This window comes from Stutzerimonas sp. NM35 (assembly GCF_054604355.1).
The window spans coordinates 2,003,252-2,016,247 of the sequence record NZ_CM137728.1 but is presented as its reverse complement, the minus strand read 5'-3'; the positions used below and the strand labels follow the sequence as shown (position 1 = coordinate 2,016,247).

The window sequence follows — 12,996 nt, the reverse complement described above, 5'->3', positions numbered from 1 at the left end:
CGCCTCGACGGTCTGTGAAGTGGGCGGGCCACTTTTTATATAGGTGTAGTTGCGATGAAACGTGTAGGTCTGATCGGTTGGCGCGGCATGGTCGGTTCCGTGCTCATGCAGCGGATGCTGGAAGAGCGGGATTTCGACCTGATCGAGCCGGTGTTCTTTACCACTTCCAACGTGGGCGGTCAGGGACCTTCCATTGGCAAGGACATCGCGCCGCTGAAGGATGCCTACAGCATCGAAGAGCTGAAAGGCCTCGACGTTATCCTGACCTGTCAGGGGGGCGACTACACCAATGAAGTCTTCCCCAAGCTGCGTGAAGCCGGCTGGAAAGGCTACTGGATCGATGCGGCTTCCGCCCTGCGCATGCAGGATGACGCAGTAATCGTGCTCGATCCGGTCAACCGCAAGGTCATCGACCAGCAGCTCGATGCCGGTACTCTCAATTATATCGGTGGCAACTGCACCGTCAGCCTGATGCTGATGGGGTTGGGTGGTCTGTTCGAGAATGGCCTGGTCGAGTGGATGAGCGCCATGACCTATCAGGCCGCATCCGGTGCCGGTGCGCAGAACATGCGTGAGCTGATCCGGCAGATGGGCAGTATCAACGCGGCGGTGGCCGACGAACTGGCCGATCCGGCCAGTGCGATTCTGGAGATCGACCGCAAGGTTGCCGAGTGCCAGCGCTCGGAAGCCTTCCCGGTGGACAATTTTGGCGTGCCGCTGGCCGGCAGCCTGATTCCCTACATCGACAAGGAACTGCCGAACGGCCAGAGCCGTGAAGAGTGGAAGGCGCAGGCTGAAACCAACAAGATTCTGGGACGCTTCAAGAACCCGATTCCGGTCGATGGCATCTGCGTACGCATCGGCGCCATGCGCTGCCACAGCCAGGCGCTGACCATCAAGCTGAACAAGGATGTGCCGATCTCGGATATCGAGGGAATGATCAGCCAGCACAACCCCTGGGTGAAGCTCGTTTCGAACCATCGGGACACCAGCATGCAGGAGCTGAGCCCGACTGCCGTGACCGGTACCCTGAGCGTACCGGTAGGGCGTTTGCGCAAGCTCAACATGGGTTCGCATTATCTGGGTGCCTTCACCGTCGGTGATCAATTGCTGTGGGGAGCGGCCGAACCGCTACGCCGCATGTTGCGCATTCTGCTGGAACGATAAAAAACAGTGGTTAACAGAAAAGCGCCCTGGCTTTGCCATGGCGCTTTTTTTATGTGAAGCCGGTCGATAGTTTTTTGCAACCTTGGGGCAGAATGCCATCCCGTAGGGGGCAATGCCTTCCAGTGGTTGTCAGGGCGTGAACTCAATTTGTGGATTGTGTCTGATAACGTGGCAAAAGGCGCAGCGGGCAACGCCGTGCGGTCCGGGCAGTTGTTGATAAAACACTATCTGTAAAAGATACTTGCTGGAAATTCGAAGAAATTTTCTAGCTGACATACTGTTCAGGCTTGTCGCTGGCGGGGACCGTCTCTGGCAGTACAAGGCCCCTCTCGAAAGTCCGAGAAAGCAAAACAAGGGATTACATAATGGTTCGGGTTCGCAATCTGGTGCTGGCAATCGCGGCTGCTACCGCACTGACATCCGAAATGGCATATGCGCTGGGAGTGGGGGAGGTCACGCTGAAGTCGGCGCTGAACCAACCCTTGGTTGCTGAAATCGAGCTGCTGGATGCGAAAACATTGGCCCCAGGCGAAGTGATTCCGGGGCTGGCATCCGTCGAGGAGTTCAATCGGGCGGGTATCGATCGTCCGTATTTCCTGACCGACCTGACCTTTACCCCTGTTTTGCGTCCGGATGGCAAGAATATCATCCGGGTTTCATCGACCAAGCCGGTTCGCGAACCCTATCTGAATTTCCTGGTTGAGGTCCTCTGGCCAAGTGGCCGTCTGCTGCGCGAATACACGCTGTTGCTGGATCCACCGCTCTATTCACCCGAAACGGCTGCAGCTGTCGCGCCCCAGTTGCCTACTGCTGCACCGGTTGCCCGGCCAACAGCAGCGCCGCGGGCAGCGTCTCAGCCAGCTCCGGTCCGCTCATCTGCTGGGGCTTCTTCGCCAACCGGCAATGAGTACCGGGTCACCCCGAATGACACGCTCTGGGAAATAGCCGAACGCACGCGGCAGGGCGGCACGGTCCATCAGGCCATGCTGGCCATCCAGGACCTGAACCCGGACGCTTTCATTGGCGGCAACATCAACCGGATGAAGAATGGCCAGGTGCTGCGCCTGCCCAGTGCCGAGCAGATCGCCAATCGCTCCCAGGCGGAAGCTGTCGAGCAGGTCGCTCGGCAGAATGCCAGCTGGCGTCAGGGGCGTGCCCAGCCTGCTGGCAGTGAACGTCAGCTCGATGCCAGGCAGCGCAGCGCAGCGGGTGCGGCACCAACGCGCAGCGAGACAGGCGACAGCCTGCGCCTGGTGGCACCGGAAACCGGCAGGTCTACTACTGGCAGCGATACCGGCACCGCCGATGATGCCAGGGCACTGCGAGACCGGCTCGCAGGTGCGGAAGAGAGCCTCGATTCCAGCCGTCGCGAGAATCTTGATCTCAAGGATCGCTTGAACGATCTCGAAGGCCAGCTGGAAAAACTGCAACGACTCATGCAGCTCAAGGACGACCAGCTTGCCAAATTGCAGGCACAGCTGGCCGGCGGTGGCGAGCCCGGTGCCGAAGCCGCCATGCCGGAAAATACTGTACCCGACGCTGCCGAAGAGGCCGGAGTGCCATCGGCAGACGGCGCAGCCGAGTCTGAAGCCGCAGCTGAGCCCGAGGCCGGCGTTACCCCTCCCGCGGCAGAGCCGGAGCCAGCCGCCAGGCCCGCACCCGCCGCTACACCAGCCCCGACCACGCCTGTCAGCCCCTCCGCAGAGTCAGCGTCTGACAGTTATCTCCAGCAACTGATGGCCAACCCCTTGCTGCTTGCCGCTCTGGGTGGAGGCGCCCTGCTGCTGTTGCTGGTCGCTTTGATGGCCCTGTCGCGCCGTAACGCCATGAAGGAAGCCGAGCTTCAGGAGAGCCTGCTGGTCGAAAGTGAGCCGGATAACCTTTTTGTAGACAAACCGGCCCTTTCCGTTACTGATCACGAAGTTGCCGCTCAGAGTGCTGTGCCTGCTGCTGATGATGATGATGATGATGATGATGATGCGATGGACTCCATTGCCGGCCTGGCCAATGACCCGATTGCCGAGGCGGATATCTACATTGCCTACGGTCGTTTCAACCAGGCTGCCGACTTGCTGCAGAGCGCACTGAACGACGAGCCACAGCGTAGCGATCTGCGTCTGAAACTGATGGAAGTCTACGCAGAGCTTGGTGATCGCGACGGGTTCGCCCGGCAGGAAGCGGAGTTGCGTGATATCGGTGGCTCTTCCGCAAGTATCGATCAACTGAAAGCCCGCTACCCAGCGATGGGCTTCGCGGCAGTGGCAGGTGTGGCGGCGGCAGCCGCGACCGACAATACCGATTTCGACAGCTTCAATCTGGATGATCTTGAACTTGATCAGCCTGCGCCAGCCGCAGGCCAGGACCTCGATGATTCGTTTGATCTGAGCCTGGATGATCTGGAGCTCAGCGATGACTTTGCAGCGCCGGCTGCACCGCTGGCCGAGACCCGCGACGAGACGCTGGATGCGCTGGACGAACTGAGTTTCGACGAGCTGAATCTTGAAACTGCGGCAGACGAGCAGGCTGCGGACGATTTCTCCTTTGATCTGGACGAGCTTTCCAGTCCCGCCGGTAACGCTTCCCTTGCAGACGAACTGGCCAGCTACTCGCTGGAGCTGGATGAAGACCTGCCGGCTGCATCGGACAGCGATTTCAATCTGGATGATGTTGCTGCTGAGCCTGCTCCGGTGGTATCTGAGCCGGTCGACTCCCTTGACTTCGATCTGCCCGAGCCTGAACAGCCCCAGAGCATGCCCGAGGAGTTCGATCTTTCTCTGGAAGAGGAGTTGAGCGAAGATGCGCAGTCAGAAACTTTCGTCTCCGAGTTCGACGAGATAGAGGCTGAACTTGAGGATATCTCTCGCGATCTGGAAGTGCCGCTCCAGCCGGAAGTCAGTGCCGAACCGGCCCCGATGAATCTGGCTGACGAGCCTGCGAGCGAGCCGCTCGAAGAAATGGGCGACGATGATTTCGACTTCTTCGCTGAAACCGACGAAACCACGACCAAGCTGGACCTGGCTCGCGCCTATATCGATATGGGTGATGCCGAAGGCGCACGCGATATCCTCGATGAGGTGATGGCCGAGGGCAGCGACACACAACAACAGGAGGCGCGCGAGATGCTCGCCAAACTCGCCTGATCATGACTGAAGCAGTACCTGAAGCGGCAGCCACATCGGCTGCCGCTGGCGTTTCCAGAATCGCTCTGGGCGTCGAATACAAAGGCTCGCGCTATCGTGGCTTTCAGCGCCAGCGCGATGGTGTGCCTTCCATCCAGCTGTCGCTGGAAAATGCGCTGAGCAAGGTTGCCGGTGGTCATCCGGTCACCCTGAGCTGCGCCGGGCGCACCGATGCACTGGTGCATGCCTGCGCGCAGGTCGTGCACTTCGATACCCCGGTGACGCGCTCCATGCATGCCTGGGTGATGGGTGCGAACATGAACCTGCCCGGCGACATCAGTGTGACCTGGGCCAAGGAGATGCCGAAGCATTTCGATGCGCGCTTCAGCGCCATGGCCCGACGCTATCGCTATGTCATCTACAACGACCAGATCAGGCCGGCGCACCTGGCCGAAGAAGTGACCTGGAACCATCGCCCGCTGGATGTCGCGCGTATGCGCGAGGCGTCCAGAGCGTTCGTCGGTACCCATGACTTCAGTGCATTCCGTGCGCGCCAGTGCCAGGCGAAGTCGCCGATCAAGACCATCCACCATCTGGAATTGCTGGAGTTCGGGCGGCTGATCGTTCTCGACGTGCGGGCCAATGCCTTTCTGCACCATATGGTGCGCAACTTCGCCGGCGTGCTGATGACCATCGGCGCGGGCGAGCGCCCGGTGGAGTGGGCGCGGGAAGTGCTGGAGACACGCATCAGGCGTACAGGCGGGGTCACGGCGCATCCTTACGGGCTGTATCTGGTCCAGGTGGATTATCCCGAGGAGTTCGAGTTGCCCGAACGCTACCTGGGGCCGCATTTCTTGTCGGGACTACCTGATGTGCGCGGCTGACAGCGGCTGATGATGCCACTTGCAGCAGGCGACGCTTTTGTTACCATCCGGGGTCTTTTCTCGCAGGTATCTGCCGTTGCCTATCGTCCGTAGCAAGATATGTGGAATCACCAGCGTTGCAGACGCGCTTGTGGCTGCCGAAGCCGGTGCCGATGCCATCGGCCTGGTGTTCTACGGCAAAAGCCCGCGTGCCGTGAGCATCGCCCAGGCGCGAGAAATCATCGCCGCGCTGCCTCCCTTTGTGACTACCGTCGGATTGTTCGTCAACGCATCGCGTTGTGAAATCAACGAAACCCTCGATGCCGTTGCGCTGGATTTGCTTCAGTTTCACGGTGATGAAACGCCAGCCGATTGCGAGGGCTTTCACCGGCCCTGGTACAAGGCGCTGCGGGTTCGGGCCGGTGACGATATCCGCGCTGAGGCTGCGCGTTATGCCGGAGCCCGTGCGGTTTTGCTGGATACCTTCGTTGCCGGCGTTCCGGGTGGGACAGGCGAGATGTTCGACTGGTCGCTGGTGCCTGCCGATCTGCCCAGGCCGCTGATTCTGGCCGGTGGGCTGACCCCGCAGAATGTGCAGCAGGCCATCGAGCGGGTGCGCCCGTTCGCGGTGGATGTCAGTGGTGGGGTGGAGTTGCGCAAGGGAGTGAAGGATGCCGCCCGCGTGCGTGAATTTGTTGGCCAGGTTCGCGCCAGTATGTGACGAGCAGGGAGTCCTTGCCGTCCAGTTACCATTCGCTGGTTGGCGAAGCCCTCTGTTTGATTGATACCCGTCATATCCGGCGGGGTCGAGTTTCAGCGATAGCGCCTTCTGGCGTATCGCCCAGGCGACGCAGTGAGCTCCGGTTGGAGGCTGGTCGCGATGATGAATCCGCCTGATGCGTGCAGTGACTACGCGCGGGACTGACAAGCTGTGGAGAATAAGAGCATGAGCAACTGGCTGGTAGACAAGCTGATCCCTTCGATCATGCGTTCGGAAACGCAGAAGAGCTCGGTACCTGAGGGGCTGTGGCACAAGTGTCCATCCTGCGAGGCGGTCCTGTATCGCCCGGAGCTGGAGAAAACCCTGGATGTCTGCCCCAAGTGCGAACATCACATGCGTATCGATGCGCGCGCGCGCCTGGATATCTTTCTCGACAAGGAAGGCCGTGAAGAGATCGCCGCCGACCTTGAGCCGGTGGATCGCCTGAAATTCCGCGACAGCAAGAAGTACAAGGATCGTCTGTCCGCCGCACAGAAGCAGACCGGAGAAAAGGACGCGCTGATCGCCATGCGCGGCACCCTGATGAACAACCCGGTGGTGGCCTGTGCCTTTGAATTTTCCTTCATGGGTGGCTCCATGGGGGCGATCGTCGGTGAGCGTTTCGTGCGTGCGGCGAACGTCGCCCTTGAGCAGCGCTGTCCGCTGGTCTGTTTCTCGGCATCCGGCGGTGCGAGAATGCAGGAAGCACTGATTTCCCTGATGCAGATGGCCAAGACCTCGGCGGTACTGGCACGTATGCGTGAGGAAGGTCTGCCGTTCATTTCGGTGCTTACCGATCCTGTTTACGGTGGTGTGTCGGCCAGTCTGGCGATGCTCGGCGATGTCATCGTGGCCGAGCCCAAGGCGCTGATCGGCTTTGCCGGCCCACGTGTGATCGAGCAGACCGTGCGTGAAAAACTTCCGGAAGGTTTCCAGCGCAGCGAGTTTCTGCTCGACCACGGCGCCATCGACCTGATCATTCCGCGTGCCGAGCTGCGTGCTCGCCTGTCCCGTCTTCTCGCTCAGTTGCAGCGGCTGCCGGCCATCGCCGAACCGGCTCTGGTAACGGCTGACGCATGACCTCCCGGCGTTTGCAGGACTGGCTCGACTATCTCGAGCAGCTGCATCCCACGGCCATCGACATGGGCCTCGATCGCTGTCGCGAGGTGGCGACAAGGCTTGGTCTGACGAGGCCGGCGCCACACGTCGTGACGGTCACCGGTACCAATGGCAAAGGTTCGACCTGTGCCTTCATCGCGCAGATGCTGGCAGGGCAGGGCAAGACCGTCGGTCTCTACAGCTCGCCGCATCTGCTGCGTTATAACGAACGCGTGCGTATCAATGGCGCCGAAGCCGCCGATGAGGCGCTGTGCGAAGCTTTTGCCGCGGTCGAGGCCGCGCGCGGCGAAACCTCTCTGACCTATTTCGAGATGGGCACGCTGGCGGCATTCTGGCTGTTCGAGCGCGCGAGGCTGGATGCCGTGGTGCTGGAAGTCGGCCTTGGCGGACGTCTCGATGCGGTGAATCTGGTCGATGCCGATGTGGCGGTGGTGACCAATATCGGCCTGGATCATGCTGACTGGCTGGGTGACAGCCGCGAAAGCGTCGGTTTCGAGAAGGCGGGGATCTTCCGCTCGGCGAGGCCTGCCGTGTGTGGTGACCTTGAACCGCCTGCAACCCTGATCGACGCTGCGGCCCGTCTGGAAGCACCCTTGCTGCTGCGCGGTCGTGATTTCGATCTGCTGGTCGAGTCGGATCGCTGGCATTGGCATGGCCGTGATCGTTCCGCTCAGCCACTGGAATTGCGTGACTTGCCTCTGCTCGATCTGCCCCTGGAAAATGCCGCGCTGGCGCTGCAGGCCTTTGCCCTGCTCGACATGCCCTGGCAGCCGGGCTCGCTGGCTGCGGCGCTGCTTGCTACGCGGGTTGTCGGCAGGCTCGATCGCCGGGTGATTCAGCACAGGGGCCGCGAGCTGTCGATCCTGCTGGATGTCGGACACAACCCGCATGCAGCGACCTATCTGGCCCACGCTCTGCAAAGACAACCACTGGGCGGGCGGCGGCTTGCGGTGTTCGGCCTGCTGGCGGACAAGGATCTGCACGGCGTGATCGGGCCATTGCTGCCTGTCGTCGATGACTGGGCCGTTGCGCCCCTGTCCACGTCGCGTACGCGCTCTGGCGTGCAATTGAGCGGGGCATTGATGGAACACGGAGCCTCGGTCACTATCTACTCCTCAGTATGCGAGGCGCTCGACGCGCAGTGCGACCGGGCGGTTGCCGGGGACGAAATACTGTTGTTCGGGTCTTTTTATTGCGTGGCCGAAGCGCTGGACTGGCTTGATCGGCATGCGACGGAGCGAGGGCAGGGCATTGGTGGATAAAGGGCTGTTGCAACGTATCGTGGGGGCGCTGGTGCTGTTGGCGCTGGCGGTGATCTTCGTACCGATGTTGCTCAATCGTGAGGATGACGGTCCCCAGGTGAGCATGGATGCTCCGGCGATGCCCGATACGCCCGCAGCCCCGGTTATCGAACCGCAGCCAGTCGAGGTGCCGATACCCGATAGCGAGCCGTTCCCGGAGGAGTTTGAAATCATCGAAGAGGCGCCGGTAGCGGCTGTTGAAGCTCCGACAGCCCCGATTGAGCCGGCTCCGACTCTTGCCGAGCCGCCGGTTGCGCCTGCCGAGCCGCAAGCCACTCCGGCTCCGAGTACTCCGCCAGCGGCCACGACACAGGAGCAGCGGCTGGATGCGGCCAATCTGCCAGTCAGCTGGTCGGTGCAACTGGCCAGCCTGTCCAGCCGCGAGAATGCCGAAAAGCTGCAGACCACCCTGCGCTCCCAGGGCTATAACGCCTACATACGCACAGCAGGTGGGATGAACCGGGTATTCGTCGGCCCGCTGGTCGAGCGCGCCGAAGCCAATCGATTGCGTGATGTGCTGCAGCGCCAGCAGAAACTGGATGGGTTCGTCGTGCGCTTCGAGCCAGAAAAGGGCTGAAGAGCGCTTGTTTTCAAGGCTGCGTCGGCATGTGAGTGTGCACCCCTGTAGGAGCGGGCCATGCCCGCGAATCGATACTCTTCACCGGCCCGACGGGCGGAGTCGAGGTCATTCGCCGGGTTGTGCCCCGCAACGTCGGATTACGCCTGCGGCTAATTCGACCTACAAAGCCAAAGCGGGCTCTGCGCTGTTGTAGGTCGGGTCACGCTTCACCGACCCGACGGGCGGAGTCGAGGTCATTCGCCGGGTTGTGCCCCGCAACGTCGGATTACGCCTGCGGCTAATTCGACCTACAAAGCCAAAGCGGGCTCTGCGTTGTCGTAGGTCGGGTCACGCCTTATCGACCCGACGGGCGGAGTCGAGGTCATTCGCCGGATTGTGCTACGCAACGTCGGATTACGCCTTCGGCTAATTCGACCTACAAAGCCAAAGCGGGCTCTGCGTTGTCGTAGGTCGGGTCACGCCTTATCGACCCGACGGGCGGAGTCGAGGTCATTTGCCGGGTTGTGCCCCCGCAACGTCGGATTACGCCTTCGGCTAATTCGACCTACAGGAGTCTGCACCTCGGATATTCGCGCTTGAAGCCGTTTCCACAAAGAACTCCTCCCTCACAGGCCCGCATCACATCATCGGGACATAGCCTTTTTCAACGACCTGTTACTCCTCGGCAATCGCTCTGCTAAAATGCGCCGCTTTTCCCCTGTGCAGGAAACCCCGTGACGTTCACCTGGGTCGATTGGGCGTTTGTCGCCGTTGTAGTCATCTCCAGCCTGATCAGTTTGAAACGCGGTTTCATCAAGGAAGCGCTTTCCCTGCTCACCTGGATTGTCGCTGGTGTGGTTGCCTGGATGTTCGGTGGTGCGCTGTCTCACCATCTCGCCGCATACATCAGCACGCCTTCGTTCCAGGTCATCGCGGCTTGCGCGATTCTGTTCGTGGTGACACTGCTGGTAGGGGCGCTGATCAATTTTCTCATTGGTGAACTGGTTCGAGTGACCGGGCTGTCCGGCACGGATCGTTTTCTTGGAATGGTTTTTGGCGCGGCCCGAGGCGGGCTGCTGATCGTGGTGCTGGTGGGCCTGCTGAGTCTTGCACCTGTACAGCAGGATCCCTGGTGGCGCGAGTCGGTGCTGCTGCCGCATTTTCTGTTGATTGCCGACTGGTCGAAGAACCTGATTCTCGGGTTCGGTAGCCAGTGGATGACCGGCTCGCTCGATACCTCCGGTTGAGACGAGCATCTTTTTTACCACGGCCTGCCGCCGGGTTTGCGCCCGGCGTCCTGTCCGGATCAGCCTGTAATAACTGAGAGGTCCCTGCATGTGTGGCATTGTCGGCATTGTCGGTAAGTCGAACGTCAACCAGGCGTTGTACGACGCACTCACCGTATTGCAACACCGCGGACAGGATGCCGCCGGCATCGTGACGAGTGACGGCGACAAACTGTTCCTGCGCAAGGACAACGGGCTGGTCCGCGATGTCTTCCAGCAGCGTCATATGCAGCGCCTGGTCGGCAACATGGGCATTGGCCATGTCCGCTATCCCACCGCTGGCAGCTCTACCTCGGCGGAGGCGCAGCCCTTCTACGTGAACTCGCCCTACGGCATCACCCTGGCGCACAACGGCAATCTGACCAATGTCGATCAGCTGACCAAGGAGATCTACGAGTCGGACCTGCGGCATGTCAATACCAATTCCGACTCGGAAGTGCTGCTCAACGTCTTCGCCCATGAACTGGCGGTGCGCGGCAAGCTGCAGCCCACCGAGGAAGACGTGTTCGCCGCCGTGGCCAAGGTGCATGAGCGCTGTGTCGGCGGCTATGCCGTGGTGGCCATGATTACCGGCTATGGCATCGTCGGCTTCCGTGATCCTCATGCGATCCGCCCGATCGTGTTCGGCCAGCGCCACACCGATCAGGGCGTCGAATACATGATCGCCTCCGAAAGCGTCTCGCTGGATGTGCTGGGCTTCTCCCTGATTCGCGACCTGGCGCCCGGCGAGGCGGTCTATATCACCGCCGATGGCAAGCTCCATACGCGCCAGTGCGCGGCCAACCCGCAGTATGCGCCGTGCATTTTCGAGCACGTCTACCTGGCGCGCCCGGACTCTCTGATGGATGGCGTCTCGGTCTACAAGGCGCGCCTGCGCATGGGCGAGAAGCTGGCCGACAAGATTCTGCGCGAGCGCCCCGAGCACGCTATCGACGTGGTGATCCCGATTCCCGATACCAGCCGCACCGCAGCCCTGGAACTGGCCAACCGTCTGGGCGTCAAGTTCCGCGAAGGCTTCGTGAAGAATCGCTATATCGGTCGGACTTTCATCATGCCCGGTCAGGCGGCGCGCAAGAAGTCGGTGCGGCAGAAGCTCAATGCCATCGACCTCGAGTTCCGTGGCAAGAACGTGATGCTGGTGGACGACTCCATCGTGCGCGGCACCACCTGCAAGCAGATCATCCAGATGGCGCGCGAGGCCGGGGCGAAGAATGTCTATTTCTGTTCCGCGGCGCCTGCCGTGCGCTATCCGAACGTGTACGGTATCGACATGCCAAGCGCCCACGAGCTGATCGCCCATGAGCGCAGCACCGAGCAGGTAGCCGAGCTGATCGGTGCCGACTGGCTGGTCTATCAGGATCTGGAGGATCTGGTGGATGCAGTGGGCGGCGGTAAGGTGAAGATCGAGCACTTCGACTGCGCGGTATTCGATGGCAAATACGTGACGGGTGATATCGACGATGCTTACCTGCACCGGATCGAACAGGCCCGCAACGACCTGAGCAAGAGCCAGGCGGCGGTCAGCAGTGCCATCATCGACCTGTACAACAACTGAATGCGAGCGGGCGGTAACCGCGCTCGCTCCTGAGTGGAATGAAATCATGACTGACGAATGGGACGCGGGTCGGCTGGACAGTGACCTGTCGGGCGTCGGCCTCGACACGCTGGCGGTGCGCGCCGGCCAGCATCGCTCGCCCGAGGGCGAACATGGAGAGCCGCTGTTCTTCACCTCCAGCTACGTCTTTCGCAGTGCTGCCGATGCGGCGGCACGCTTTGCCGGCGAGGTTCCGGGCAACGTCTATTCCCGTTACACCAACCCCACCGTGCGCGCCTTCGAAGAGCGCATTGCCGCCATGGAAGGGGCCGAGCAGGCCGTTGCCACGGCATCCGGCATGGCGGCGATCATGGCGATGGTGATGAGCCTGTGTTCGGCGGGCGACCATGTGCTGGTGTCACGCAGTGTCTTCGGCGCCACTGTTTCGCTGTTCGAGAAATACCTGAAACGTTTCGGGCTCGAAGTCGATTACGTGCCGCTGATCGATGTGGATGCCTGGGAACCGGCCTTCAAGGCCAATACCAGGCTTGTCTTCGTCGAGTCGCCTTCCAACCCCCTGGCCGAGCTGGTGGACATCGAGGCGCTGGCGCAGCTGTGCCATGCCAAGGGCGCCATGCTGGCGGTGGACAACTGCTTCTGCACGCCGGCCCTGCAGCAGCCGCTGGCGCTGGGTGCCGACATCGTCATTCATTCGGCGACCAAGTATATCGATGGTCAGGGTCGCTGCCTGGGTGGCGTGGTTGCCGGTCGTGCCGAGCAAATGAAGGAAGTGGTGGGTTTCCTGCGCACCGCCGGACCGACCCTGAGCCCGTTCAACGCCTGGGTGTTTCTCAAGGGGCTGGAAACCCTGCGTCTGCGCATGCAGGCTCATTGCGCCAGCGCGCAGGCACTGGCGCAGTGGCTGGAACAGCAGCCAGGCATCGAAAAGGTCTATTACGCCGGCCTGCCTAGCCACCCGCAGCATGAACTGGCCAAGCGGCAGCAAAAAGGCTTCGGCGCCGTGTTGAGTTTCGACGTGGTCGGCGGCAAGGAAGGGGCCTGGCGTTTCATCGACGCGACCCGGCTGATCTCCATCACGGCCAACCTGGGGGACAGCAAGACGACCATCACCCATCCGGGTTCGACCACCCACGGTCGTCTCTCGCCGGAAGAGCGTGCCACGGCGGGAATTCGCGACAGTCTGATCCGTGTCGCCGTGGGCCTGGAAGACCTGGCCGATCTCAAGGCCGACCTGGCCAGGGGATTGGCTGCGCTCTGATCCCCGGGG

General features: G+C 61.4%; 10 protein-coding genes and 1 pseudogene. All 11 read left to right on the top strand.

The window, feature by feature from the left end; all coding sequences use genetic code 11:
• Nucleotides 1–54: 54 nt before the first annotated feature.
• The 11 genes and pseudogenes from asd (at nucleotide 55) to ACYCFC_RS09385 (ending at nucleotide 12,987) form a co-directional block, all read left to right on the top strand.
• Nucleotides 55–1,167, top strand: a complete 1,113-nt coding sequence (gene asd / locus ACYCFC_RS09435; protein WP_181086503.1) for an aspartate-semialdehyde dehydrogenase — start codon at nucleotides 55–57, stop codon at nucleotides 1,165–1,167.
• Nucleotides 1,168–1,305: 138 nt separating this feature from the next.
• Nucleotides 1,306–1,401: pseudogene (locus ACYCFC_RS09430) on the top strand (aspartate-semialdehyde dehydrogenase); the annotation flags it as partial.
• A 131-nt stretch (nucleotides 1,402–1,532) separates the two neighbouring features.
• Nucleotides 1,533–4,307 (top strand): FimV/HubP family polar landmark protein, encoded by a 2,775-nt coding sequence (locus ACYCFC_RS09425; protein ID WP_459653790.1) that lies wholly within the window; start codon nucleotides 1,533–1,535, stop codon nucleotides 4,305–4,307.
• A gap of 2 nt (nucleotides 4,308–4,309) precedes the next feature.
• A complete protein-coding gene (gene truA / locus ACYCFC_RS09420) occupies nucleotides 4,310–5,170 on the top strand; it encodes a tRNA pseudouridine(38-40) synthase TruA (protein ID WP_459653789.1) in 861 nt (286 codons plus the stop codon).
• Between the two features lie 76 nt (nucleotides 5,171–5,246).
• Nucleotides 5,247–5,870 carry a phosphoribosylanthranilate isomerase gene (locus ACYCFC_RS09415; RefSeq protein WP_459653788.1) on the top strand — a complete coding sequence of 208 codons (624 nt, stop codon included), beginning with the start codon at nucleotides 5,247–5,249 and terminating at the stop codon, nucleotides 5,868–5,870.
• Nucleotides 5,871–6,095: 225 nt separating this feature from the next.
• Entirely contained in the window at nucleotides 6,096–6,989 is an 894-nt protein-coding gene (gene accD, locus ACYCFC_RS09410; protein WP_181086507.1) for an acetyl-CoA carboxylase, carboxyltransferase subunit beta, read from the top strand.
• Nucleotides 6,986–8,290, top strand: a complete 1,305-nt coding sequence (gene folC / locus ACYCFC_RS09405) for a bifunctional tetrahydrofolate synthase/dihydrofolate synthase (protein WP_459653787.1) — start codon at nucleotides 6,986–6,988, stop codon at nucleotides 8,288–8,290. The genes accD and folC overlap by 4 nt, the downstream gene beginning before the upstream one ends.
• Nucleotides 8,256–8,906, top strand: coding sequence for an SPOR domain-containing protein (locus tag ACYCFC_RS09400; protein ID WP_459653786.1), 651 nt, complete (start codon nucleotides 8,256–8,258; stop codon nucleotides 8,904–8,906). The genes folC and ACYCFC_RS09400 overlap by 35 nt, the downstream gene beginning before the upstream one ends.
• Before the next feature lie 716 nt (nucleotides 8,907–9,622).
• Nucleotides 9,623–10,135: a CvpA family protein gene (locus ACYCFC_RS09395; protein ID WP_181086510.1), complete on the top strand. Its 513-nt coding sequence runs from the start codon at nucleotides 9,623–9,625 to the stop codon at nucleotides 10,133–10,135.
• 88 nt (nucleotides 10,136–10,223) lie between these two features.
• Entirely contained in the window at nucleotides 10,224–11,729 is a 1,506-nt protein-coding gene (gene purF / locus ACYCFC_RS09390) for an amidophosphoribosyltransferase (protein WP_459653785.1), read from the top strand.
• A 46-nt stretch (nucleotides 11,730–11,775) separates the two neighbouring features.
• Nucleotides 11,776–12,987: an O-succinylhomoserine sulfhydrylase gene (locus tag ACYCFC_RS09385; RefSeq protein WP_459653784.1), complete on the top strand. Its 1,212-nt coding sequence runs from the start codon at nucleotides 11,776–11,778 to the stop codon at nucleotides 12,985–12,987.
• Nucleotides 12,988–12,996 lie beyond the last annotated feature (9 nt).

Excerpts from the sequence above, each read along its gene's own strand:
- asd (WP_181086503.1), top strand. The coding sequence starts at position 55 with ATGAAACGTGTAGGTCTGATCGGTTGGCGCGGCATGGTCGGTTCCGTG.
- ACYCFC_RS09425 (WP_459653790.1), top strand. The coding sequence starts at position 1,533 with ATGGTTCGGGTTCGCAATCTGGTGCTGGCAATCGCGGCTGCTACCGCA.
- truA (WP_459653789.1), top strand. The coding sequence starts at position 4,310 with ATGACTGAAGCAGTACCTGAAGCGGCAGCCACATCGGCTGCCGCTGGC.
- accD (WP_181086507.1), top strand. The coding sequence starts at position 6,096 with ATGAGCAACTGGCTGGTAGACAAGCTGATCCCTTCGATCATGCGTTCG.
- folC (WP_459653787.1), top strand. The coding sequence starts at position 6,986 with ATGACCTCCCGGCGTTTGCAGGACTGGCTCGACTATCTCGAGCAGCTG.
- ACYCFC_RS09400 (WP_459653786.1), top strand. The coding sequence starts at position 8,256 with ATGCGACGGAGCGAGGGCAGGGCATTGGTGGATAAAGGGCTGTTGCAA.
- purF (WP_459653785.1), top strand. The coding sequence starts at position 10,224 with ATGTGTGGCATTGTCGGCATTGTCGGTAAGTCGAACGTCAACCAGGCG.
- ACYCFC_RS09385 (WP_459653784.1), top strand. The coding sequence starts at position 11,776 with ATGACTGACGAATGGGACGCGGGTCGGCTGGACAGTGACCTGTCGGGC.